This window comes from Nitrospiria bacterium, from assembly GCA_035517655.1.
In the GTDB taxonomy this organism is placed as follows: Bacteria; Nitrospirota; Nitrospiria; order JACQBZ01; family JACQBZ01; genus JACQBZ01.
This window is the reverse complement of the sequence record DATIYJ010000064.1, coordinates 15,984-40,380: the sequence shown is the minus strand read 5'-3', so window position 1 is coordinate 40,380 and position 24,397 is coordinate 15,984. Positions and strand designations below refer to the sequence as shown.

The 24,397-nt window shown below is 58.6% G+C and carries 26 protein-coding genes; 13 read left to right on the top strand and 13 right to left on the bottom strand.

What is annotated here, in order from left to right:
- Positions 1-95: 95 nt before the first annotated feature.
- The 4 genes from VLY20_11930 (at position 96) to VLY20_11915 (ending at position 4,899) form a co-directional block, all read left to right on the top strand.
- Positions 96-1,808, top strand: coding sequence for a hypothetical protein (locus tag VLY20_11930; protein ID HUK57355.1), 1,713 nt, complete (start codon positions 96-98; stop codon positions 1,806-1,808).
- Between the two features lie 39 nt (positions 1,809-1,847).
- The gene (locus tag VLY20_11925) at positions 1,848-3,230 is read left to right on the top strand and encodes a neutral/alkaline non-lysosomal ceramidase N-terminal domain-containing protein (protein ID HUK57354.1); all 1,383 of its coding nucleotides are present in this window, start codon (positions 1,848-1,850) and stop codon (positions 3,228-3,230) included.
- Between the two features lie 66 nt (positions 3,231-3,296).
- Positions 3,297-3,932 carry a hypothetical protein gene (locus VLY20_11920; GenBank protein HUK57353.1) on the top strand — a complete coding sequence of 212 codons (636 nt, stop codon included), beginning with the start codon at positions 3,297-3,299 and terminating at the stop codon, positions 3,930-3,932.
- Between the two features lie 10 nt (positions 3,933-3,942).
- Positions 3,943-4,899 (top strand): prolyl oligopeptidase family serine peptidase, encoded by a 957-nt coding sequence (locus tag VLY20_11915; GenBank protein HUK57352.1) that lies wholly within the window; start codon positions 3,943-3,945, stop codon positions 4,897-4,899.
- Between the two features lie 10 nt (positions 4,900-4,909).
- Here VLY20_11915 and VLY20_11910 read toward each other — a convergent pair whose 3' ends face one another.
- The 7 genes from VLY20_11910 to VLY20_11880 all read right to left on the bottom strand — a co-directional run bounded on the left by VLY20_11910 (position 4,910) and on the right by VLY20_11880 (position 11,559).
- Entirely contained in the window at positions 4,910-5,485 is a 576-nt protein-coding gene (locus VLY20_11910) for a hypothetical protein (GenBank protein HUK57351.1), read from the bottom strand.
- Positions 5,486-5,707: 222 nt separating this feature from the next.
- Positions 5,708-7,150: an FAD-dependent oxidoreductase gene (locus VLY20_11905; GenBank protein ID HUK57350.1), complete on the bottom strand. Its 1,443-nt coding sequence runs from the start codon at positions 7,148-7,150 to the stop codon at positions 5,708-5,710.
- Positions 7,151-7,167: 17 nt separating this feature from the next.
- Positions 7,168-8,202, bottom strand: a complete 1,035-nt coding sequence (fbp, locus tag VLY20_11900; GenBank protein HUK57349.1) for a class 1 fructose-bisphosphatase — start codon at positions 8,200-8,202, stop codon at positions 7,168-7,170.
- A 200-nt stretch (positions 8,203-8,402) separates the two neighbouring features.
- Positions 8,403-9,242 carry a hypothetical protein gene (locus VLY20_11895; protein ID HUK57348.1) on the bottom strand — a complete coding sequence of 280 codons (840 nt, stop codon included), beginning with the start codon at positions 9,240-9,242 and terminating at the stop codon, positions 8,403-8,405.
- Between the two features lie 26 nt (positions 9,243-9,268).
- Positions 9,269-9,901 (bottom strand): beta-propeller fold lactonase family protein, encoded by a 633-nt coding sequence (locus VLY20_11890; GenBank protein HUK57347.1) that lies wholly within the window; start codon positions 9,899-9,901, stop codon positions 9,269-9,271.
- A gap of 49 nt (positions 9,902-9,950) precedes the next feature.
- Positions 9,951-11,009, bottom strand: a complete 1,059-nt coding sequence (locus tag VLY20_11885; GenBank protein HUK57346.1) for a Glu/Leu/Phe/Val dehydrogenase dimerization domain-containing protein — start codon at positions 11,007-11,009, stop codon at positions 9,951-9,953.
- Positions 11,010-11,031: 22 nt separating this feature from the next.
- Positions 11,032-11,559 carry a hypothetical protein gene (locus VLY20_11880; protein ID HUK57345.1) on the bottom strand — a complete coding sequence of 176 codons (528 nt, stop codon included), beginning with the start codon at positions 11,557-11,559 and terminating at the stop codon, positions 11,032-11,034.
- Positions 11,560-11,658: 99 nt separating this feature from the next.
- On the opposite strand from VLY20_11880, the gene VLY20_11875 reads away from it, so the two are divergent.
- The 3 genes from VLY20_11875 to VLY20_11865 all read left to right on the top strand — a co-directional run bounded on the left by VLY20_11875 (position 11,659) and on the right by VLY20_11865 (position 13,996).
- Entirely contained in the window at positions 11,659-12,399 is a 741-nt protein-coding gene (locus VLY20_11875) for an FAD-binding oxidoreductase (GenBank protein ID HUK57344.1), read from the top strand.
- A 65-nt stretch (positions 12,400-12,464) separates the two neighbouring features.
- Complete coding sequence (locus VLY20_11870; GenBank protein ID HUK57343.1) at positions 12,465-13,214, top strand: sulfite exporter TauE/SafE family protein; 750 nt, start codon at positions 12,465-12,467, stop codon at positions 13,212-13,214.
- 47 nt (positions 13,215-13,261) lie between these two features.
- On the top strand, positions 13,262-13,996 hold the full coding sequence (locus tag VLY20_11865; protein HUK57342.1) for a GGDEF domain-containing protein: 735 nt from the start codon (positions 13,262-13,264) through the stop codon (positions 13,994-13,996).
- Positions 13,997-14,151: 155 nt separating this feature from the next.
- Here the strand turns inward: VLY20_11865 and VLY20_11860 are convergent, their stop codons facing one another.
- On the bottom strand, positions 14,152-14,583 hold the full coding sequence (locus VLY20_11860; protein HUK57341.1) for a four helix bundle protein: 432 nt from the start codon (positions 14,581-14,583) through the stop codon (positions 14,152-14,154).
- A 209-nt stretch (positions 14,584-14,792) separates the two neighbouring features.
- Between VLY20_11860 and VLY20_11855 the strand changes: the two genes are divergently transcribed.
- On the top strand, positions 14,793-15,065 hold the full coding sequence (locus tag VLY20_11855) for a type II toxin-antitoxin system Phd/YefM family antitoxin (protein ID HUK57340.1): 273 nt from the start codon (positions 14,793-14,795) through the stop codon (positions 15,063-15,065).
- Entirely contained in the window at positions 15,062-15,322 is a 261-nt protein-coding gene (locus VLY20_11850) for a type II toxin-antitoxin system RelE/ParE family toxin (GenBank protein HUK57339.1), read from the top strand. The genes VLY20_11855 and VLY20_11850 overlap by 4 nt, the downstream gene beginning before the upstream one ends.
- Before the next feature lie 386 nt (positions 15,323-15,708).
- Here the strand turns inward: VLY20_11850 and lipA are convergent, their stop codons facing one another.
- From lipA to VLY20_11830, 4 genes are all read right to left on the bottom strand, one after another.
- The gene (gene lipA / locus VLY20_11845; protein ID HUK57338.1) at positions 15,709-16,611 is read right to left on the bottom strand and encodes a lipoyl synthase; all 903 of its coding nucleotides are present in this window, start codon (positions 16,609-16,611) and stop codon (positions 15,709-15,711) included.
- Positions 16,608-16,838: a hypothetical protein gene (locus VLY20_11840; protein HUK57337.1), complete on the bottom strand. Its 231-nt coding sequence runs from the start codon at positions 16,836-16,838 to the stop codon at positions 16,608-16,610. Before VLY20_11840 ends, lipA begins: the two co-directional genes overlap by 4 nt.
- A gap of 107 nt (positions 16,839-16,945) precedes the next feature.
- Positions 16,946-17,041: an AURKAIP1/COX24 domain-containing protein gene (locus VLY20_11835; protein HUK57336.1), complete on the bottom strand. Its 96-nt coding sequence runs from the start codon at positions 17,039-17,041 to the stop codon at positions 16,946-16,948.
- A 71-nt stretch (positions 17,042-17,112) separates the two neighbouring features.
- On the bottom strand, positions 17,113-18,060 hold the full coding sequence (locus tag VLY20_11830; protein HUK57335.1) for a universal stress protein: 948 nt from the start codon (positions 18,058-18,060) through the stop codon (positions 17,113-17,115).
- A gap of 132 nt (positions 18,061-18,192) precedes the next feature.
- On the opposite strand from VLY20_11830, the gene VLY20_11825 reads away from it, so the two are divergent.
- Positions 18,193-18,660, top strand: a complete 468-nt coding sequence (locus VLY20_11825) for a hypothetical protein (GenBank protein ID HUK57334.1) — start codon at positions 18,193-18,195, stop codon at positions 18,658-18,660.
- Positions 18,657-20,261: an L-aspartate oxidase gene (gene nadB, locus VLY20_11820; protein ID HUK57333.1), complete on the top strand. Its 1,605-nt coding sequence runs from the start codon at positions 18,657-18,659 to the stop codon at positions 20,259-20,261. The genes VLY20_11825 and nadB overlap by 4 nt, the downstream gene beginning before the upstream one ends.
- Here the strand turns inward: nadB and VLY20_11815 are convergent.
- Positions 20,243-21,019 carry a lytic transglycosylase domain-containing protein gene (locus VLY20_11815; protein ID HUK57332.1) on the bottom strand — a complete coding sequence of 259 codons (777 nt, stop codon included), beginning with the start codon at positions 21,017-21,019 and terminating at the stop codon, positions 20,243-20,245. The two genes, nadB and VLY20_11815, sit on opposite strands and share 19 nt — an antisense overlap.
- A 189-nt stretch (positions 21,020-21,208) precedes the next feature.
- Here VLY20_11815 and VLY20_11810 point away from each other — a divergent pair, with 189 nt between their 5' ends.
- Together VLY20_11810 and clpB are read left to right on the top strand one after the other, a co-directional pair.
- On the top strand, positions 21,209-21,661 hold the full coding sequence (locus tag VLY20_11810; protein HUK57331.1) for an Hsp20/alpha crystallin family protein: 453 nt from the start codon (positions 21,209-21,211) through the stop codon (positions 21,659-21,661).
- Between the two features lie 82 nt (positions 21,662-21,743).
- Positions 21,744-24,353, top strand: coding sequence for an ATP-dependent chaperone ClpB (clpB, locus tag VLY20_11805; GenBank protein ID HUK57330.1), 2,610 nt, complete (start codon positions 21,744-21,746; stop codon positions 24,351-24,353).
- The last annotated feature ends 44 nt before the right edge of the window (positions 24,354-24,397 follow it).

Sequence of the window (24,397 nt, the reverse complement as noted above, 5' to 3'; positions counted from 1 at the left end):
CCTTCGGCCGCTTAGGATTCTATTTTTTACACAAGGCCCGAAACCGCCTTACCGGAAATGGTCTGTGCTATAATTTAGCAATGAACCTATTGGGAATGACCCGTTTAACGATCGCCGTTGTGGTCCTGTCGCTCCTGCCGGCCTTCCCGGCCCTTCCAAACCCCGCACAAGAACCGACGACGCCCGCGGCGCCCGCGCTGCTGGCCGGCGCCGCCGCGCTTCCCATCACGCCGGTGGATGAACAGGGCCGTCTCTGGCAGGAACCTTACACGGACGACAACGGGAACGGCCGCTACGACGCGCCGAATCCCCTGAATCCGTCCGCCCCGTCGGACCGGTTTGAAGACACGAATCATAACGGAAAGTGGGACGGACCGTTTCTCGCAGGGTTCAAACATAAAAAATCGTATTACACCGCCACCGGCGTGCATGATCCGCTCTGGACGCGGGTCCTGATCCTTCAATCCGGCGATGTGAAACTGGCCCTGGTCGCCCTCGATGTGGTGGGATATTTGTACCCGGAAGTCCAGGCGATGCGAAAGGAAGCGGCGGATCTGGGGTTCCGTCAATTGATCGTGGCCAGCACGCACACGCACGAAGGTCCGGACACGGTCGGACTCTGGGGACCCAATCCGTTCACGGACGGGAAAGATCCGCGCCTGATGCAGTATATACGGAGCCAGACCCTCGCGGCGCTTCGCGAAGCCGACCGCCGGCTCCAGCCGGCCCGTCTCTCGCTCGCCGAAACCACCCTGCCGGAGTCGTACGGACAGATTATCGCGGATCTGCGGGATCCGATCGTGCTCGACAAGCGCCTGAACGTCCTGCGACTGGAAGATTTACAGGGGCATACCATCGCCACCGTGGTAAACGGCGCCATCCATCCGGAAACATCGGGCGGTCAGGGCAGTTTGATCTCATCCGACTTTCCCCACTATCTGCGCGAAGGAATCGAAAAGGGCGGGTTCACCCTTCAGGGTCGGACGGTGCAAGGCATCGGAGGCATCGCCATTTACATCAACGGCGCGGTCGGGGGTCTCATGACCACCTTGCGTACAAAGGTCAAAGACGAGTCCGGAACGGTTTTGCCGCAACGGTCTTGGGAAAAGATGCAACGCATCGGAGAGTTGATCGCCGGAGCCGTCCTGGAATCGCTCCGGGGGTCGACGCCGGTTTCCGTAGAGGGGTTGGATGTGAAGACAAAAACGTTCATGCTGCCGCTGGACAACCGCTATCTGCAGACCCTCATCTCAAAAGGCGTGATTCAACGCGAAACGTACACGGACGGCCGGCCGATAAAACTCCCCGCCGTCGGACAGGATGTCCAGACCGAGGTGGATCTCATCACCCTCCGGGGACGGCCGGACGCCAAGAGCCCTCAGCCCGGGACGATCGATCGTGCCCTGGCGCAGATGATCACGGTGCCCGGGGAGCTCTTCCCGGAAATCGCGCTGGGAGGCTATCTGGAGGACACGGATACCTGCTGGAAGGTGACGGACCGGAAAAAAAGCATCGACGGGATCGGAAAGGAACGGATCGCGGCCGCCCACCCCGGCGTCGCAAGAGAACCGGTCCTAAAGGAATTTCTGACCGCTCCGTATTCGTTTTTATTCGGCCTCGCCAACGACGAACTCGGCTACATTGTTCCGGCCAACGATTTTGTTTTTCCGACCTATCATCCCGCGCCGGTTTTCGGCGTCGACCGGTGCGGCTCCAAAGACCATTACGAGGAAACGCTTTCCACCAGCTCGAGGATGGCCCCGATGGTCACCCAAGCCCTCATCGAACTGATTAAGAGCGGACCGTAGAACGGGGCCCGCGCGCGCAACCACACCTGCGGTTGATCCATGATAACGGGCCGGGCCCAACACATCTGTTGCTTTGTTCTCGCCGTCATCGCCTTATCGTTGACCGGATGCCTCTCCATCGATTACACGCCGATCGACCGACAGCCCTTCTTTCATCGAACCGCCCATACGCTGGACGCGTTGCCCCGGACCCCGCCGGCGGAACATGCCCGCGGTCCCTTCCGGATCGGAACGGCGAAAATCGAGATCACGCCCCCCGTCGGCCTTCCGCTGGCCGCCTACGGGGCCCGGATTTCCACCGGCGTCCACGACCCCATCATGGCCCGCGCGCTCGCGATGTCCGACGACCGGGAGACGGTCGTTCTGGTGAGCGTGGATCTTCTCGCCGTGACGGACGATTTTTTTTATTCCATCTCTCAAAAAGTCCGCGCCGAGATTCCGATCCCGGAAGATCATCTGCTGATTTCGGCCACGCATACCCATTCCGGGCCGGGAAATCTCGGAAAACGTTTCTGGGAAAGTCTGGCGGCGGGGCCTTACAACGACGGCATTTTTGAAATGACGACGAGCCGTGTGGCCAGGGCCGCGGTCCAGGCGTATCGCCGTCTTCGGCCGGCCTCCGTGTCCTACGGCCGCGTCGATGCGGGGGACCGGATCATGAATCGCATGATCAAGGGAGGCCCCACCGATCCGGAGTTGAGCTTTCTGGTGTTTAAATCGCCGGAAGGCCGGACCCTGGCCTATCTGGTCAACTTTTCAGCTCATCCCACCTTGCTGCGCAGCACCAACCGCTTGCTCTCGGGAGACTTTCCGGCCGTGGTGAGCCGCGTCCTTGAAGAACGGGTGAAACCGGACGATCCGGATCTTGTCGCCCTCTATACCTCGGGGGCCGTGGCGGATCAACGACCCCGGCCTCCCGATGGACACAATGTTTTTGAGCGCGCCGAACGGATGGGGCGGGACCTGGCCGAACGGATCCAGAGGGCCGGGGGCCGCGAGCCGGCCCAAGACCGTGTCGAAATTTCCAGCCGGATGATCCGGATGGAACTCCCGCCGCCGCAAATCAAACTGAACGCCTCCCGCCGTCTGCCCGTCTGGATGGGGCGGGCCTTGCTGAGCGACACCGCGTTGATCCAAGTCGTCCAAATCGGCCCAACTCTTCTCTTCGGAGTCCCCTGCGACCTGGGCTCCGAGATCGGCATAACGCTCAAGCAGTACGCCCGGACCAAAGGGTTCGAAGCCATGGTCGTCGGTTTTTCGGACAGCTACGTCGGCTACGTTATTTCGGACAAATACTACGCCTCCCCGGCCTATGAGGCGTTTATGTCCTTCAACGGCCCGTACATGGAGGACTACCTGACCTATATCCTCGAGAAAATGACGGATGGACTCGATCCGCCGCATCGCGTCAGAGACCGATGACAGAAAGCCTCTAAACAAGGTATACTGCCTCCCATTGTGCGTTTCCAATCCATTTTCAGAGTCGGAATGAAAAAAATTTTCCCCGGAATCACTCTGTGCATCGGACTTGCGGCCTGCGCCGGCCCTTTGACGCAGTTCCATTCCAATGCGATGGAATTGGAACGGGCCCCACGTTTCACGCATCAGAATCTTGAAGACCGCAAGGTCGGCATCGTTTCGGCCACCGGTGGGAACGGATATCGAAGAGTTCTGGGCGACCCCTTTGCCAAGGCCCTGCGGACGATCCATCCGGAAATCCCGCAAATTCCGCCCCAGGAGGCCATCGGCCTTCTCAACCGTGCCAATCTGGCGGATGAATATACCAATATGATCCGGGATTACGAGACATCCGGCATTTTGCGAAAAGAAAGTCTGAATCGAATCGGTGAAGCCCTCGGGGTGGGCTATCTGATCCAGCTCAGTCTGCTACAATATACACAGGACACCTCGACCCGATTTTCGTTTTTGGGGATACGGTTTTTGGAGACCCGATCGTCCACGCTTCGGGTCTTTGCCCAGATCTGGGATGTCCGATCGGGAGAGGTCGCTTGGGAGGCCTCCTCCGAGGTTACGCTCGCCGGCGAGGACGTCCGAGAAAGACCGATCACTTTTGAAGAGGTCGCCACGCGGGCCTGGCAAGAACTCATCAAACAATTAATCTGAATCCATGTCAATGTTCCGTCGCCTTACGATCCCCTCGTTCTTCGCCCTGGTCATCACCCTGACCGGCTGTCTTTATTACGGCCAGTACAGCACTCGTTCCGAATCGCCGCCCGTCGCTTCGATCGATCCCGATTATTTCCACACCGACCCGTCCCTCGCGGCTCCCCGGCTCCTTTCCCAACGGGATCGCGACGGCTACACGATACAAAAGCTCCAATTCAAACACCACGTGGCTTTCCTGTATCTTCCCGATCACATTCAGACCGCTCCCGTCGTCATCATTCACCCGATCACGCAGGGCGAGTACTACACGAAACAGATGGCCCATTTTTTTGCCCAGGAGGGGTTTATCTGCCTCCGATTCCAGAGTCACGGACATCTGGTCCTGGCCAAAAACAGCGACGATGCGCTGACCCGCTTTGAATCGCTGCTGAGGGACGACGTGATCGACGTGATGGAAGGAATCGACTGGCTCGATGCCCGGACTTTTGTGGACCGCCAGCGCATCGGGATCGTCGGAGTCAGTATGGGGGCGATCATCAGCAGCGTCGTCGCCGGAGCGGACCCGAGGATCCAGGCCGGGGTTTTTATTCTGGGAGGCGGAGACTTGGCCGGCATCCTTTTCTCATCCACGGAGCCCACCGTGGTCTCGCTCCGAGACCGGATCGAAGAAGAAGAGGACTTGACTCCGGAGGAGCTTCTCGCCGAGGTCGGACATCGCCTTCGCAACGTGGATCCCCTCACCTATGCCAGCCGACTCGATCCGAACCGGATCCTGATGATCAACGCTTATTTTGACCATGTGATCAGACGACGGTACGCCATGGCCCTCTGGAAAGCCGCCGGCGAACCCTCGATGGTCATGCTTCCCACGGGACATTATTCCGCCGGGCTTTTTTTCGATTACGCCCAACGTCTGGCCCTCGCCCATTTCCAGAAGGTGTTTGGATTGCGGAAAAAAGAGTAACGCGATTCAATCATTTCGGCGGCTTCAGGAGATCGGCCACGGAATGCTCCAGCTCGCGCTCATCCCAGCCGTTCACGATTTCATCCACCATCTGCCGGCTCAGCGAAACGTCCGCCCCGTGGTTGGACGAAATCGGCTCCTCATCGATCACCTGTTTCATGAGAACATCGAAACGGGCCCGTTGCGGTTCGGAAAGCCATCCGGCTCCGGCCAGCGTTTCCTCCCATCGAGCCCGGTCCGGGCTCTTCACCATCCGGTGGCTCCGCAAAGCTTCACGGGCATCCAACCAAAAGAGGCGATGGCCGCGGCCGATGACCAGAAATTGGGCTTTCAGCTCTTCGAGCTCCCGGCCGGAAGGCGAGCCGTGCTTTTTCAGAATAGCCCAGAGCTCGTCCCGCGACGGTTGAAGGGTCTCCTCCGGGTCTTCGGCCACGGAGAGAACCAGTTCCGTAATTTTCTGACGCTCCTCCGAAGTCAGTGATCCCGTCCCGGCGCCGCCCGCAGCACAACCCAGGAAGAGGAATAGGCTCAATCCCAGGAATACAGAGAGAGCTTCAAGATGTTCCGGTCGTTTTCGATATGGCATGGGGCGATCGCATCTCTCCGCCGGTCAACTAATACAAACGACCACTTTAGAGTGACATCCGGCGGGTGGCCGAAGGCGGGGCGCCCTGTCCGCCCGCAACGGAAAGGCCAAGGGCTCTTTCGTGTGATTCCCCGAATAAAACATCGGAGAGTACGCAGTGAGGACGGATGGGGCTGCCAAAGGACAGGACCCGCCGATGGAACAGGATTAAAGTCGTTTGTTTTAGGTTGTCTTGGGACGAACCCGTCTCAGCCACCAGGAGAGAACCTTTGGAATCCGACCGCCAAAGAACTTCTCGGCAAAATATTGATCGCTCGCCCGTTTGTTCGCCTGGGCCCGCGTGGGATAGACATGGATCATCCCCGATATATCGGCCACCGTTCCCTTTTTCCTAAGCGCCAGCGCGTATTCATGGATCAGGTCCCCCGCGTTGGCGCTCAAGATCGTGCAGCCGATGATCCGGCCGTTCGGCCGCGTGAGCAGCTTTACGGTTCCCTGCTTCTCTCCATCGATGATATGCCGGTCGTTGTCGGCCACGGCAAACCGCCACACCCGGTACCCGCCTTCGCCGAACCGTCGCTGGGCCTGCTCTTCGGTCAGACCGACCTGGGCCAGCTCCGGATCGGTAAAAGTGCACCAGGGAACCACCGAATAATCCGCCTTGCGCCTGAGAAACGGGACCAGCGCATTGGCCACAACCAACCCGGCCTGGTATTCCGCCATATGCGTAAACGGAAAACCGCCCGTCACGTCGCCGCAGGCAAAAACCCGCGGATTGGTCGTCCGCATGCACCGGTCCACCTTGATCCCCCCATGATCGAACTCGACGCCCGCCTCGGCCAGACCGAGCCCTTCCACCCTTGGACGTTTTCCGGCCGCGATCAGCAACGCATCTCCTTCCACCGAAAAGGATTGGCCCTCCCGCCCGCAACGGAGTCGGATCCGCTCGCCTTCCCGTTCGACCTTCTCGGCCTTTGCGTTCAGCTCAATCCGCAGCCCTTCCTTCACCAAAATTTCATGAAGCCGGTTGGTCGTCTCCCGATCGTCTTTATGGAGAATACGGTCCAGCGCCTCGATGATCGTGACGCGGCTTCCCAGCCGATGAAAGGTCTGTCCCATCTCGCATCCGACGGGACCTCCGCCCATCACGATGAGATGTTCCGGCTTCCGGGACTGGTCGAAGAAATTCAGATGGGTCATGTACGGCACACGGTCGAGCCCGTCGACCGGAGGGATGAGCGGACCGGCGCCGACCGCAATGCAGAACCGCCTCGATTTCAGGACGCGGCCGTTCACTTCCAGACGGTCGGGGCCGGAGAACGCGGCCCGGCCCTGGATCACCTCCACCCCCATCTTTCGAAACCGGTCCGGATCGTCGTGGGGCTGGATGGTCATGATCACGTCACGCATATGCCGCATCACCCGGTCAAACTCGACCGAAACCGGCTGATCCCTGAAGCCGTATGAGCCGGCATGCTCCATCAGGTGCTTGATCTTCGCCGACCGGATCAAGGCCTTGCTGGGAACGCATCCGGTCCAAAGACACTCGCCGCCGAAGCGCTCCCGTTCGATGAGGGCCACCTTCGCGCCCAGGCGAGCTGCGCCGCTCGCGGTCACCAAGCCTCCCGCTCCGCCGCCGATCACGACCAGGTCAAAGGCTTCCATCAAGGCACCCGTTCGAACTACGGTTGCTTTCTCCTTTCAATAACTCGCTTCTTGCGCCCCTTGAAAAATGCTTCCGCCAGGGCCATCTCTTCCGGGCTCCCGATGAGCAGCGGGACCTTCTGATGAAGTTCGACGGGACGGATGTCCAAGATTCTTTCCTCACCGGTGCCGGCGCGGCCTCCGGCCTGTTCGGCGATGAAGGCCAACGGGGCCGCTTCGTAGAGGAGCCGAAGCTTTCCCTTCGGATTTTGGGTGTCGCCGGGGTAAAGAAAAATCCCGCCGTGAAGAAGCGTTCGGTGAAAGTCGGCCACCAGCGAGCCGACGTAGCGTGAGGAGTAGGGCCGGCCGCCGGCGGGATCCTTTTCCTTCAAAAAGTCGACAAAGGCCCGGGTATGCGCTTGCCAGACCGGATAATGGCCTTCATTAATGCTGTAGGTTTTGCCACGGGACGGGATGCGGATATTCTCATGCGAGAGAAGAAATTCACCGATGGAAGGATCCAGCGTGAATCCGTGGACGCCGTTTCCGGCGGTATAGATCAGGACGGTGCTCGGTCCGTAGATCACGTATCCGGCGACGACCTGATCGGACCCGACCCGTAACCATTCTTGGTTTGTCTCGTGCGGATCGCCGCGGAGCCGGTGATGGATCGAAAAAATCGTCCCGATCGTGCCGTTCACATCAATGTTCGAAGAGCCGTCGAGCGGATCAAAAAAAAGCGTATATTTTCCCTGGGAGCAATTCTCCGAAAGATGCCTCGGTTTTTCCATTTCTTCCGAGACCAGAGTGCAGACCAGTCCGCTGTGTCCGAAAACGTTGATGAAGGTCTGGTTGGCGTATTCGTCCAGCCTTTTGACCTCTTCCCCATGGACATTGACGTCACCGGTCACGCCCAAAATGTCGACCAAGCCGGCCCGGCTCACCGCCCGGGCGATGATCTTGGCGACCAGGCCGATCTGGGCGAGCACCATCGAGAGCTCGCCCGTCGCGGACGGATGCGCGCGTTGTTCCAGCAGAATGTGGCGCGTGAGCGTGATCCCTTTTGCGTCCATCGGCTCCTCCTATTTATATCTGGGGGGCCCGTGCGGCAAATTAAGATGGGTCCTCCGATGCCCCCAGACCCCGCGGCAGTCCCTCGCCAAGCCCGTTGGCTGCCTTCTTTCCTTCCCGTGGTCGCACACGGGCTCAGCCGGTATGGGGCCTTAGTTTACACCATTTCGCCGCGACTGTCACTCCGTCAGCGGGAGGTCGCTTACTTCAAGACCGACGGAACCGTCTTCCAATCCGTGACCCTCTTCGCCCCCGCGAGCGGTTCGTTGTCATCGTCTTCCGCCATGACGACCGTCCTGATCTTCATGGCGGATAACGCACCGGCATCTTCTTTGGAGCGGGTAATCCCGGCCGCGATGTTCGTCCAGCCCGTCTTTCGGATATCCTCAAGCCGCTCGACGAGCTTCTCCGTCCGGCGATCGGCATCGCCCGTCAAGGGCCATGCAAAAAGAGGCGCCCGGGGGAAGTTCTGGCGGGACAGCCAGTCTTTTGTCCCCGGGATGAGCGCTTCGTCCTCTGTTTCGAAATATAAGAGCTGATACCGTTTGGAAAGTCCGGAAAGAACCTTGACGGCTTCCGGCATCGCGGCCGAAGACGAGGCCGGACTGAACGGAATCTGCGGGGGCGGTGGAGTTTGCAGAGAGGAGAGAGCCACAAGGAGAATCGCATCGGAGGCCTTGCGACATGCGACATACAACTCGACCGCGTCGGCTTCATACCTTGGGTTTTCAAGAAGGCGAACCGTGACGACGCGGAGGCCGGGTTTGGAACAGTAGAAATTTTTGACGGCCATGCCGTCGCCTCCCGAAAGCGCCTGCCCGAGGGAGCGATCGTTCAAAAGGAACTCGATCCGCTCGCCGCTGACGGGACGGCGGCCCAACGACAGCACGCCCGTTACCAAACGGACGGCCAATCGGACCGGTCGATTCGGCCGGGAAAGTTGATCGAAGACAAGGATCGAAGCGGAAGACCGGGCGTACACCGAGTCGACCGGAACAAGAACCAGGAGAAGACTGATGAACGCCCAACGGAACCGCGACATCGTTCAACCGTTAAAGACAATGCGGTCTACTGAATCGTTCCGGACACCGCGACGGATTGAGGATTCGTGCCGGCGGCAAAGGGGGAACCGCTGATCTCCGTCAGCACCCCGGTGGTTGGATGGATCGCGTACGCCGAAACGTTGTTCGAGTCCGCGTTCGCCACATAGGCGAACGCCCCGGACCGATCGACGGCAACCGAAACAGGACCCGACCCGGTCGCAAACGGAGAGCCGCTGAGGGCCGTCAAGCCGCCCGTGCTTGGATTGATCGTGTACGTCGAGAGGTCATCCGAGAGATTGTTCACTACAAAAACAAATTTTCCCGCAGGATCAAGGGCGATCGCTTGCGGCGACGTCCCCGTCGTTACATGGCCCCGCGGGCTCAATTGACCCGTCGCGGCGTTCAGAGCAAAGATGGAGAGGGTGTTGTCCGAAGCGTTTGCGACGTAGCCAAAGCGGGTCGTCGAAGGCTGGATAACCGGACCGGGACCGGGCGACGGCGTAGGATTCTTGCTGAGCCCGGGCGGGACTCCACCGCCGTTGCGCCGGCCGCCCTCGTCGACGCCGACGCTCCCGCCGCATCCGGCCAGACAGCCCAATAGAACAACGAGTCCGCAGACAATATGGATTCGGTGACCCCCGATTGGAAAAACGCGCATCGGCAACGTCCTTGCTGCTCGCGATCGAGAACGGGCTTCCTCCGGACCGTTACCCGCCGGAACGGGAGGCGCGGGTCTTGGCCAACCGCTCTTCGACCAGGCGGTTGGCGGCCTCCAGCGGAGAGATTTTTTCTTCCTTGGCCCGGGCAAACACCCGCGACAGATTCTCGGCGATCCCGGCCACGCGCTCCTCGGCCTTTTCCTTCTGATAGCCCTCCATCTCGCAGGCGATGTTCATCAGACCGCCGGCATTGATGACATAATCCGGAGCATAAAGAATCCGTCGGCGTTGGAGAAGGTTCGCATCGGCCCAGCCGGCCAGCGGATTGTTCGCCGCGCCCGCGACAATCCGGCAGCGCAGCTTGGAAATCGTGGCCGAATGAAGCACCCCGCCCATCGCGCAGGGGGCGAAGATATCGCACGCCGCGGTATGGATCCGGCCCGGCGGCGCCGTTTCCGCTTTCACTTCGGCGACCGCGGCCGTGACCCTTGACGCATCCAGATCCGCGACGATCAACCGGGCCCCTTCCCGATAAAGCAAGCCGACCAAATGCCGGCCGACTTTTCCAAGGCCCTGAACCGCAACGGTTCGATTCCGGAACGAATCGGATCCGAAAACCTCCTTCAGACAGCACCGCATCCCATGCACGACGCCCAGGGCCGTCATGGAAGAGGGGTCGCCGCTCCCGCCTTTCTCTTCGGGCATTCCGGCGGCGTACCGTGTCACTTCACGGACCGTCTCCAGATCGGACAGGCTCATCCCGACATCCTGAGCGGTCACATAGAGCCCCGCCAGGGCATCGACCGCCCGGCCGAACGCCCGAAGCAGCGCAGGCGTTTTTTCCGTCGGCCGCGCGCAGATCACGGCCTTGCCGCCGCCCAGGTTCAACCCGCCGATCGCGGCCTTGTAGGTCATCGCCTTCGAAAGCTGAAGCGCATCGGCGGCCGCCGCCTCGAATGTTTTGTACGACCAGAACCGGCAGCCGCCCAAGGCGGGGCCGAGCAGCGTGCTGTGGATCGAGATGATCGCATTTAAGCCGGTCTCCGGATCGGTAGAAACAATCAGTTGCTCGTGACCTTCTTTGGCCATGATCTTGAACAAATCCATCGTTCCAACCCTTCGCGCTCCGTTAAATGCTTTTTTTCTTGGTCTGGGCTTTCGTCTTGATTTCGTTCGTCGTCTTGTCGATCCGGACTTGGTAGATGAAGCCGGCTCCCCTGCGGAGATCTAAAATGGAGGTGGAATCTTCCCATCGCGTATGTTGGATGGGAAGGCCGAAAAAATCCTCCTGGTAGGCGTCCTTCGGATCCCCGTAGGTCTTTTTTGTCTTTTCGATCAGTTCCTCATAAAACCGCGTGTGAAACAAAACGCGGTCGTAGATGATAAAAACCTTGTAGAGACGGCCCCGGTAGAAATAATACTCGACCCGCTCGTGTTCCGGGGTCATTTGATAATAAACGTCCGGATCTTCTTCGAGATGCTCCGCATACCCGAATCCATCCGACATCTCGGCCCGCTCGATCCCGACCTGCTTCTGAAGCTCGGGGACGGTCATGCCCCAACCCGCCCGGTCGTACCCGTTGGGCAAGGACGATCCCGCCCAAGCCAGGGAGGGAAGCAGAAGACCGATCATCATGATGACAAATCGAGGAATCACGGATTTTCACCCCGTTCAAGGTATCATTTTATATCCAAGGTGGCAAGGGGTAAGATCAAGTTGCACAGCCCGATCGGATGGAGGTAGGATAGAGCCACGATGCCCGCGCGCGATCAAAAACAGATGAACCTGGTCCTCAGCGAGATCCGACAGGAGACGCCGGAGATCAAATCGTTTCGTCTTGATCTGGGGCCGAACAAGCCCTTCGCTTTCCGGCCCGGACAGTTTGTCATTATTACGGCCGAGGTCTGGAACCCGAAACGAAACCGGATGGGAACGGCGAACCGCGCCTTTTCGATATCGTCTTCCCCCGCCGAAGAGGACTACATCGAGATCGCGGCCAAACGGTATCCGGAAGGCCGCATCACACCCTGGCTGCATGACGCCGTCAAGGTGGGCGATCTCCTGAACGTTAAAGGCCCCGAGGGACAATTCGTGTTCAGGGAAAACGAGAGCGACGAAATTGTGCTGATCGCCGGCGGCATCGGCATTGCCCCCTACCGAAGCATGATCCGGTATATCCTCGCCAAAGGATGGCCGGTGCGAGTCAAACTTCTCTACAGCGCCCGAACTCCGGCGGATTTCGCGTTCAAGCCGGAATTCGACGCGGCGGCGCAACAACACACCCATTTTCAGTGCGTCTACACCATCACCCGTCCGGACGGAACCCCCTGGACCGGTCGTGTCGGCCGGTTTGACGAGGCCTTCTTTCGAGAACAGCTCGGACCGCTCGGAACGCTATACTATCTCTGCGGGCCGGACCGCATGATCAAGGAAAACGCCCAAACCCTCACGGCCCTGGGCGTTCCGTATCCCTTGATCCGGTCGGAACGCTGGTAGCCCGTCCGATCCGGCAAGACGACGGTTGACAAAGCGAGTTGCCTTTGCCGACAATGCGGGACATCATGCCTTTGGACCTGCTCTGGCTGCTTCCGTTGTTCCTGCTGGCCGCGATGCTTTATTCCTCGGTCGGACACGGCGGCGCGTCGGCCTATCTCGCCATTCTGGTGCTGGCCGGTTATGCCCGGCCGGAAATCGCGCCGACCGTATTGATCCTGAACATCCTGGTCACCGTGACCGGCTTCACCAATTATTATCGCGCAGGCCACTTCACTCCTCGTCTGCTGTGGCCTTTCATCCTGGCCTCCATCCCGGCCGCTTATCTGGGCGGGTTGGTGCTGCTGTCGCAGCAAACCTTCTCCGGGATTCTCGGAGGGACGCTTCTCATCGCCGGCCTCCGGTTTATCCTGTTCACAAAGCCGATTCTGCCCCGTCCCCCCGTGAAGCCGGCGTGGATCTACGGCATCGGACTGCCGGTGGGCCTGGCCCTTGGATTTCTGGCCGGCCTCATCGGCATCGGCGGAGGGATCTTCTTGAGTCCCCTTTTATTGCTGATGGGCTGGGCGGATGCCAAACAAACCGCCGCGGTTTCGGCCGCCTTTATTATTTTAAACTCCTTGAGCGGACTGGCCGCCCATGTTCTCCACGGAGCCATCGAACCGGGACTCGCCGTTCCCCTGGGGCTCACCGTCTTGATCGGCGGACAGATCGGTTCCTGGTGGGGCGCCTGGAAAGTTCCATCCAAAGTACTGCAGCAGGTCTTGGGCGTGGTCCTTCTCATCGCATCCCTCAAGATGATCCGGGACCTTTTCTGACTTTCGGCCGGTTTGATTCCCCGAAGCGGATCACGTATAATTTCCCCATGGGCCACTCGAGCCTCCCATCCGGCAAGACGCCGCTCCTCTTCTATTTCCTCATGGTCGTTCCTTGGTTGACAAACTATATGGAGGAGGGACGTTTCGCTCAGAATCCGCTCGGATTGGCTCATGAAATCGGTCTTTCGGCCCTGATCGGGGCCGGCGTTTATGTTTCCCTGTATTACCGAAAGCAATTTCTTCGACAGCGGGACGAAGTCGAGCGCTTGGCCCACACCGATGCCCTGACGACGCTGGGCCATCCGCGGGCGTTGGAAGAGGCCCTCGTTAAAGAAATCGCCCGGGCGCGTCGAATGGACCGACCGCTGTCCTGTCTCTTTGCGGACCTGGACGATTTCAAGACGATCAACGATCGGTTCGGACACGCCGCCGGGAACGCCGTGCTGCAGACCGTCGGCAAAACCATCCAGGGCATCATCCGCCAGGGAATGGATTTGGCCTTCCGCTACGGCGGGGACGAGTTCGTCGTGATCCTTCCCGAGGCGGACAAGGCCCAGGCCTACCTCATCGCTCAACGGCTGCAGCAGGCGCTGTCGAAGCTCCGTCCTCCCGCGATTCCGCTGAAAGCGGTTCAAGCCTGCCTGACCGTGGCCCAGCTTCGCCCCGAACAGAAAGCGACGGACCTGCTCGGTCTGGTGGACAAGGCGACCCGCCACGCCAAGACCCGCACAAAAAATTTCATCTTTGACGCGGAGGAGATGGAGAAGGAATTACAGCAATAAGCGTTGAAGACCCACAGGCTCCACGGATGGGAAATGCGCTCGCTGTGTGGATGCAACATAGAACCGCAAGGTTAACTAATCGACCTTTCACGGCATCTCAAATGCACTCACCGCTGATTCATCATTCAATCCTCACCCGTCCCGAAGGACGGGCGCTACATAATCTCATCCATTTCTTCCTGCATTGTCCGGTGCGGAGGCTTTTTGAACTTTTCCCCCTTCATCCGACTGTTTTTCAAATAAGCAATCAGGTTGCCGATCATGACCGACAACCTCTTAAACGATTTGAATAATTCATTGAACTTTTCTTCTTCAATGTACCCCTGGTCTTTGGCAATATAAAGCTGCCACCGGACTTCGCCGCAGGAGCCTTTTGCGATGTACAGAAACTGAATCAATTCCTGATTCCCGCCCCGTTCGAATCCCTCGGCGATATTCGACATGACCGAGACCGCCGCACGACGGACCTGATTCCGCAATCCGTAATCCCTGGAGAAACCGGGCGCATGGGTAATTTTATAGATTGTATTCGTCATAGACCGCGCCTCTTTCCAGATCTCCAACTCCTCAAAATATTTCACCGACATGTCGGGCTCCAAGAGTTTAAAAAGTTTAAATGGTTTAAAACGTTCAAGACGTTTAAAACGGTTTCCACACAATCAGCGCTTTGAACGCATTGAACGACTTGCACGTTTTGAACTTTTCCCCCAACCCCTCAGTCCCTGATCGGACGCCGCCGAGCGGTTGACGGCGGTTTGCGAGTTGGTCTATAATTTGACCAACTACGGAGGGCGGCATGCACAAAACATACTCTCTGGCCGAGGCCAAGAAACATCTTTCGTCCCTCGTCCGCGAAGCGGATGAAAAATACCGCCGCGTCGTGATCACCCGCAGCGGCGTGGAAAAGGCGGTGCTCCTGAGCGCCGAGGAATACGACGGTCTGATTGAGACGCTCGACGTTCTCTCGAACCGGGCCGAGCGCCGCGCGATCGCCCGCGCGAAGACCCAGGTTCGCCGTGGCCGGACCGTTTCGCTGGAAGAACTCAAGAAAAAGATCGGCCCGGCATGAGATATGCCGTCCGTCTTGCGCGGGAAGCCGAAAAAGATCTTCTCGCTCTTTCCCGCGCCGACCGGCGGCTTTACGATCGGATTCTCAACAACCTGGAATCGCTTGCGGACGACCCTCGAATGGGAAAACCGTTGGTGGGCAACCACAAAGGAGAATTTTCCCTTCGCGTGGGCGACTGGCGGATCGTCTACGAAACACATGCCTCCTCCAAAACGGTCTTTGTTCTCACGGTGAAACATCGCCGACATGTCTACTGAACCGCTCTCCGTCCCAAATGCGGCACCCGTAGTATCCCAGGACCCACCGCAATCAATATCGACAAAACGGTGGACGAACTTTTCAAACAGGTGAAGGCGGCAGAACCTTCCTCGGACGAACTCCCTGCTTTCACCGGCATCTCTTTTCATAAAGTTGCCCGATAATACGGCGGTCGGAGGGTCGCCGTCCCATTGACATTTATGGAATGTAAGAATTTGCCATTGACGGCTCTGTTGATCGGAACGGGGCATACCACGCCTTCATGAATCCGGGATGCCGGATTCCGGTTCTGAGGCAGGACAGGATAGGGAATATACGGAATCCGGGATTTTTTGCAAGCGGATTTATATCAGGGAGAGGGACGCTATGCCGGCCTTCGGCAGGTTTACCGGCGCTCGATCTCTTTCTCAGCCATCCGTCCGCTCTGTTCCTCGGCGTGGTAGGAGCTTCGGACCAAGGGCCCGGATTCGACGTGTCGGAACCCGAGGCGAAGGCCGTCTTCCTTCAAAGAAGAAAACTCTTCCGGAAGATAATACCGGATCACGGGAAGATGGTTGGGCGTCGGTTGCAGATACTGACCCAGCGTCAGGATATCGCAGCCGGACGAAACGAGATCGGCCATCACGGCGCGAACTTCCTCGCCCGTCTCGCCCAAGCCCACCATCAGCCCGCTTTTGGTGACGAGGCCTGCCTGCTTGGCCCGTGAAACGAGCTCAAGGCTCCAGGAATATTTTCCCTGAGGACGCACCGATCGATACAGACGGGGAACGGTTTCGGTGTTGTGATTGAGGATGTCCGGCCGGGCTTCAAAAATCCGGTCCTGCGCCTCGTGCGACCCTTTGAAATCCGGGATCAGAACCTCGATCGCGCAATCCTGCAGCCTCCGGATCGCTCGAATCGTCTCGGCAAAGATCGCCGCGCCGCCGTCGGCCAATTCATCCCGGTTCACCGAGGTGATCACGGCATGACGCAGGCTCAAGGCCCGGACCGCTTGAGCCACCCGCCGGGGTTCATCCAGGTCCGGCTCGATCGGCCGCCCGGTGGCGACCGCGCAAAAGCCGCAGCTTCGCGTACAGACATCACCGAGGATCATGAAGGTGGCCGTTCCGCGGTTCCAACAATCCCACACATTCGGACAGCGGGCCTCTTCGCACACGGTGTGAAGTTTTAAATCGTGAACCAGGTTTTTCATCCCCTGATAACGCGGACCCGGATAGGCCCGAACCCGAAACCACGGCGGCAACCGCGATCGGTCTCGGGGAAATCCGCCAGGGGAAAGCGGGCTCATCGATCAGGGTTCTCGATAATGGACTCGATCATGTCTTTGTTGATCGAGATATACGGGACCTTCTCGCTTGAACCGTCGATCTGGACATCCGTCAGATTAATGAAGGTCCGGTCTTCCTCGTTCAAAACGTCCGAAACCCTTTTGCGCATGGGCGGGATGAGGAGAATGCCCACGTAGCTTGCGTATACGGTTCGAACCTTTACACACACTTTTTTACCTGCGGCCATCTCGTGTCCTTCCCTTCGGGTAGGGTGAATTGACAACCATGCATCGGGATCGGTCACGGAACGTCGACGAAGACGCACTTGACCGTTCGGCGCGAGGCAACTGACGCTTAGTGCTTCCGTCGTTGGTGGCGCATCTTTTTTCTGAGCTTTCGGTATTTGTGTTTTCGCATTTTTTTGCGCCGTTTCTTAACCACTCTCGACATGGACACCCTCCTCTGGAGCGATTATTCTATCGATATCTTCCGCAAAAGGCAACTCCCCATCGTCCGCGGCTTCAATTTCCGCCGCGATCGGTGCCGCGCCGCTTGGACCCGGGCTTTGCACGAACCAGTAGGACCGGACAGGCGCCGTATTCGATCACTTTGAGCGGAACGCTTCCCAGGAAAAACCGCCTGACGGCCGAGCTGCCGCTGGCCCCCATGACCACGATGTCATGATTCTTGGCCTTGTCAATGATCACTTCCGAGGGACGGCCGACGCGCGTCTCAACGTCGGCCTGAACCCCCAACTGGGCCAGGATCATTTCGGCCCGTCGGACCTGTTCCTGGGCGGCTTTGAGCCCGGACGGCTCGGAAGCGACGGACAGAACCGTCACCCGCGCATTCAAGGCCTGGGCAATCTGGGCGCCGAACAACTCGGCCTTTTCGGCCAACCTCGAGCCATCCGTGCACATCAGAAAGTCGTGGCTCTCGCGAATGTTCTTGGCGATCAAAACCGAACAGGGTGCAAATTCGGCGATCCGAAGCGCCGTGCTGCCCACAAAGTAACTGGCGATCCCTTCATGGCCTCGGGATCCCGTCAGGACCAAGTCATAGCGTCCGCGACGGGCCTCCGTCAGGATTTGTTCGGCCGATTCGCCTTCGCGAAGCTTCAACCGCACACGTTCGGTACGACGGCCGACCCAATGCAGTTCAACGCCCCCCTCCGCGGACTCCCGGAAGGTCTGACGAACGCCGGCATCCCTTTCGGACGAGAAAGGCACCAAACCGCTCTCCACCAAGATTTCTTTTGCGCGCTTGAGGTTTTCCACAGACGGAACGTCCGGATTCCATTCCCCCATCTTCTTTCGAGCCGTGTTCAGGCGAATCGAGTCTCCACGGGAAACCGAGGGGCGCACAAACAGAACCGTCACATCCGCGTCCAGTCCGTGGGCGAATCGTCCACCGAACCGGATCGCCTCCTCCGCGTACGGCTGACCATCGGTGCACATTAAAATCTTCATCCGTTATCCCCTGAAAACACCCGCAGGCCTCATCGCGGGTCGGTATGTTTCCTAACATACGGATCGAGGCATGTCAAGAACAATCCCCAACGACCTTGACCTGGCCCGAAGGTCCACCGTATAATGCCCCGCATGCCGATAAAATACCGTGTCGTGTTCGTGATTCTGATCGGAAGTTGGCTGTCGCTTTCGGGATGCGAACATGCGCCGGTCAAACCCACCGACGATGCAAAGCGCCTTCTGCAAATCGACGCCTTCGTCGAGAACCTGCGCGTGACGTATGAGAGCAAGAATGTCCGAGCGTTCTCATCCCTGTACCCCGCCGCGCACGAAGACGACCTTCGCGCGATCGCTTCGTTCCTGACTTCCGCGAGCGCCCTCCGCCTGGAATTTATGATCGACCGGATCGTGCTTCAAGACAACGACATTCAGGTTTCATTTCACTGGGAACTTCATTGGACCCCCGAAAAAACCGGTCCGGTTAAGCTCCGGGGTAACGCGCTTTTCCATCTCACCGGCAAATCGGATCTCCGCCTGCAAACCATCGATGGAGACGATCCTTTCACCGCCCCCGCAACGGTCCCCGCCTCACCGCCATGAGCCCTTCGTCCCAAATCGATCTGACGGATTTTCTCGTCATCGGCAGCGGCATCGCCGGCGTTCGGGCGGCCATCGAGTTGGGACGCCACGGTCGGGTCGTCATTGTCAACAAAGGAAACCCGGAGGAGAGCGCCTCGGAATTCGCCCAGGGCGGGATCGCGGTCGCGCTTGATTCCCCGGACAGCGTGGAGGCGCACATGGCCGACACCCTCGCGGCCGGCAAGGGCCTCTGCCGATCGGAGGTGGTCGAGGTTTTAGTCAAAGAAGGTCCCCCCCGGGTCCGGGAACTGATCCGGTGGGGCGCCCGATTCGATCGGCAAGGAGACCGTTATGTCATGGCCCGGGAAGCCGCCCACCGTTACGCCCGCATTCTACGGCGGGGAGACGCGACCGGAACCGAGATTATGAGGACGTTGCTGACAAAGACCCGACCGCTTCGAACGATCCGCTGGCTTCCGCGGCATTTCACCTCCGATCTGCTGGTCCACAAAGGGCGGTGCCTCGGGGCCGTTTTATTATCCGAATCCGGAAGCGTTCGCGTGATCGGGGCTAAAACCGTCTTGCTGGCCACCGGCGGCGCCGGCCAGGTTTACTCTCGCACCACCAATCCTCCCGTCGCCACGGGGGACGGAATGGCCATGGCTTACCGCGCCGGCTGCGTCCTCGAGGACATGGAATTCGTCCAATTCCATCCGACGGCACTCGCCGTCGCCAACGCCCCCGCCTTTCTCCTGACCGAAGCTTTGCGGGGCGAGGGAGCGGTTCTTCGCAACGCCCGGGGGAAAACCTTCATGAAAAGATACGATCCCGCCGGGGAGTTGGCCACGCGCGACGTCGTCAGCCGGGCCATTTGGCAAGAGATGCGGTCCGGTCATACCTCTCATGTCTATTTGGATATCACGCACTTGAAGGCCGATTATATTCGCGCAAGGTTTCCGACCGTCACTCAGACCTGTTTGCGGTACGGCTTCGACATCACGAATACGCCCATCCCGGTCGCGCCAAGCGCCCACTTCATGATCGGAGGAGCCAAGACGTCTCTGACCGGCGCGACCTCCCTGGACGGTTTATTTGCCGCGGGTGAAGTGGCCTGCAGCGGCATTCACGGCGCCAATCGGCTGGCGAGCAACTCCTTGCTGGAAGGGTTGGTCTTCGGCGCCCGGGCGGGCAAGGCGATGATCGCCTTCGCTCGGAAGGACGCGGTGAAGTCCTCCGAGATTCGGTCCGTCTTTGAAAAAAACCGATCCGAATGGATCACCCGTCAATCGGTCTTCCCGGCCTCGTTGGAGCCGGCCGCTCACCGGCTTAAGGAAACGATGTGGGACCGGGTCGGCATTGTTCGAGATCGGGCATCGCTGATGAACGCCTTGAAGGTTTTGGAGCAGTGGAAATTCCTCATGACCGCGCCCGTCGTTTCCCGGCAGGAAGGCGAATTCAAGAACACGGCGACCGTGGCTTCCATGATCGTGCGGGCGGCGTTGTTGAGGAAGAGCAGCATCGGAGTGCATTACCGTTCGGATGATCCCAAACCGGGGAAACGGCCCGACCTCCGTCATATTGAATTCCGGCGTTCGGATCATCCTCAGGGGGCTTGGGTGTAAGCCACCCGGTAGCGCCGGGTGTCTTGATACTGCTCCGGAACATTGGTGTAGATCACGCGGCCGTCAGGCGATAAAACTTTATAAATGGACTTTCGAGCGGACTCTTTTCCGCGGTACGTTTTATAAGCCGCGAGCACTTTTTGAATATAGCGATGCGTCTTTTCGATGGGCGGAACCTGGTTGTAGTGGGTAACGGTCTTTTCCCCGGCATGGTAGGCCGCCAGCGCCAATGTCAGATCTCCATTGAACCGCCCCAGTAGATAGCTTAAATGCTTAACGCCACCGGAAATATTTTCGGCGGGATTGAACGGGTTTTGGACATCCAAGGTGGACGCCGTGGCCGGCATCAACTGCATCAGGCCCATGGCGCCGGCATCCGAAACCGCATGCGGGTCAAAATCCGATTCCACCTTGATGACGGCCTTGACCAAGGCCGGATCCACGCGGTATCGGCGGGCGGCGCTCAGGATCGTCTCGTGTATGTCCTCCAGACGGACCGGAGCGACCGGGACCGGCACCCGAATCTGTCGGTACCGCGGATCGACCGGGACGTTGGAGAAATGAACCACCCCGGCGGAATCGATGAATTGATAAACATCACCCGCCGCGCAATCGGTCCGGCCGATCAGGCAACCCAGCACCAGGACAGCGGCGAATGAAGCGACTCCGCCGAGTCCAGTGGGCACGCCGAGAAGGGTCGGCCGTTTGAATTCGTAGACCGACGCCTCCTTCTGAAAAGCTATCTCCTGATTATTCATACTGATTTAAGGATATCATTCACCGTGAAAGGTGTCAACACATTTGGAGCATCACACCGCGGGATCTGACAGTCTTGTCTTGACTGTAAAATACGATGATTTTATAATACCTATCGAAATCTCTAAATCTCCAATCTTTGAACGGCCCGTATTAATCGATCGGATAACGATTGAGTCAAGGAGCGCGCGATGCCGCCCATTCAATGGGATCCTTTCCGTGACCTGTTGTCCCTTCAGGAACGGATGAACAAACTGTTTGAAGACAGCCTGGTTCGTTCGACCAGTCAACTCGGCGACGTTTCCCAAGGCACCTGGACACCCGTGGTCGACATCATGGAAAAAGAAGACGCGATTATTCTGAAGGCGGAGCTTCCCGGCGTGCGGCTGGAAGACGTCGATTTGCAGATTAAAGACGACGCCCTGATCCTGAAGGGGGAGCGCCGGTTTGAAAAGGAAACGAAGAAGGAAAACTATCACCGCATTGAACGCTCGTACGGCACCTTTTCAAGATCCTTCACGCTTCCCGGCATTGTGGATCAATCCGGGATCAGCGCCAAACTCAAGGACGGCATTCTGGAGGTCAAGCTGCCGAAGGCCCGGTCGATGGAGTCCAAACCCATCCCGATCGAGATTAAAAAATAAGACCGGAGACGGTTTCGTCGTCAATCCATGCCGCGCGCCGGGACCCGGAGCGGTTTTATTCAGCGGACAGAGAAACCCGATGATTCAATTTGACCGGCTCACAATCAAAGCGCAAGAGGCCGTGATCGACGCTCAAAAAACGGCCGAACAGAACCAACATCAACAGGTCGATGTCGAACATCTCCTGCTGTCTCTTTTAAACCAGTCGGAAGGGATCGCCGTCCCGTTGTTAAAGAAATTGGGCGTCGACCCGGAGGTGTTGCGCAAGGAACTCCTTCAAAATCTAAAAGACCGCCCGCGGATTTCCGGAACCGGAATCGGCCAATTGTACGCCACGCCCCGGCTCAACCAGACCTTCGATCAAGCCCAGATCGAGGCGGGCCAACTCCGGGATGAATACATCAGCGTCGAACACATTTTCTTGGGAATTCTGGCCGGCAACGGATTTGCCTCAGAACTGCTGAAGCGGCACGGTGTGACCAGGGAACGGGTGCTGACCTCCTTGGTGACCATTCGGGGATCCCAGCGGATCACGGACCAAAACCCGGAGGATAAATACCAAGCGCTGACACGCTATGGCCGAAACCTCACCGATCTGGCCCGGCGGGGCAAGCTGGACCCCGTCATCGGACGCGATGACGAGATCCGTCGTGTGATTCAGGTCCTTTCACGACGGACGAAAAACAATCCCGTCTTAATCGGAGAACCGGGGGTCGGCAAAACCGCCATCGCGGAGGGACTGGCTCAACGCATCATCAACGGTGATGTGCCGGAAGGACTGAAAAATAAACAGGTCGTCGCCCTGGATTTGGGAGCCCTTATTGCGGGAGCGAAATTCCGCGGGGAGTTTGAAGACCGCCTCAAGGCCGTCCTGCGGGAGATTACGGAGGCCCAGGGCAGCATCATCCTTTTCATCGACGAACTGCATACGCTGATCGGCGCCGGCTCCGCCGAGGGGGCGATGGACGCGTCCAACATGCTGAAACCGGCCCTGGCGCGCGGGGAACTGCGTTGCGTCGGCGCGACCACGTTGGATGAATACCGTAAACACATCGAGAAAGACGCGGCGTTGGAACGCCGATTCCAGCCGGTCCTGGTATCGGAACCCTCCGTTGAAGACACGATCTCCATCCTTCGAGGCCTCAAGGAGCGGTACGAGGTGCATCACGGCGTCCGGATCAAGGATGCCGCTTTGGTGGCCGCCGCCATGCTCTCTCATCGTTACATCTCGGACCGATTTCTTCCCGACAAGGCCATCGACTTGATCGATGAAGCGGCCTCTCGGCTTCGGATGGAGATCGACAGCATGCCCACGGAGCTGGATGAAATTGAACGCCGTGTTCGACAGCTTGAAATCGAAAAAGAGGCGATCAAAAAAGAAAAGGACCCCGCATCCAAAGATCGACTGGCTAAAATCGACCGCGAAATTTCTCATCTCAAAGAAGACGGGGATCGGCTTCGACTTCAATGGGAGGCCGAAAAAGAATCCATCCGCAAGATCCGCAGTGCCAAAGAAGAAATCGAGCGGGCCCGGATCGAAGCGGACAAAGCCGAACGCGAAGGGAATCTCGGCCGCGCCGCTGAACTCCGATACGGACGGCTGATCGACCTCTCCAAGCAACTCGAGGCCGAGAACCGCCGGCTCCAGGATCTGCAGTCCCGTCAAAAGATGTTGAAAGAAGAGGTGGATGAAGAAGACGTGGCCGAGATCGTCTCAAAATGGACGGGCATCCCGCTCAACCGAATGCTGGAAACCGAGATTCAGAAGTTGATCAAGATGGAACAGCGCCTCAAAGAACGGGTCGTCGGTCAAGACGAGGCCATCACGGTCGTCTCCAACGCCGTGCGACGGAGTCGGGCCGGCATCCAGGAGCCCAACCGCCCGATGGGCTCGTTTATTTTCCTCGGGCCCACCGGGGTCGGCAAAACCGAATTGGCCCGGGCCCTGGCCCAATTTCTTTTTGACGATGAACAGGCCATGGTGCGCATCGATATGTCCGAGTATATGGAAAAACATGCCGTGTCGAGACTGATTGGGGCTCCCCCGGGCTATGTGGGGTATGAAGAAGGCGGACAACTCACCGAAGCCGTCCGGCGCAAACCGTACTCCATCGTTCTCTTCGACGAAATTGAAAAGGCTCATCCCGAAGTGTTCAACGTCCTCCTGCAACTCTTGGACGACGGCCGCTTGACGGACGGGCAGGGCCGCACCGTGGATTTTAAGAACACCGTGGTCATTATGACTTCCAATATCGGCAGCCAGCAAATCCAGGAACCGGGAACGAAAGAAGAGGAGATGCGCAAAAGCGTCCTGGCGGCGCTTCGCGCGCAATTTCGTCCGGAGTTTTTGAATCGAATCGATGATATTGTCATCTTTCATCCCCTGGAACTGCCGGAACTGATGTCCATAATCGAAATCCAGATGAAGAACCTTGCTCATCGATTGGCCGAGAAGAAACTCACGCTCGTGTTGACGGAACGAGCCAAAAAATATCTGGCGGAGGAAGGCTACGATCCGATCTACGGAGCCCGCCCCCTGAAACGAATCATCCAACGGGACATCTTAAATCCGCTTGCGCTCCAATTGCTCCGGGGAGATTTCGCAGAAGGGGACACGATCGAAGCGGATGTTTCTCCCAACCGGAATCTGGTCTTGAAACGGACCCGGCCGAACGGCCCGGTCCTTTCTTAATTTGTTATTGACAGGTTTTGCCGGATTGTGATACACAGGCTATG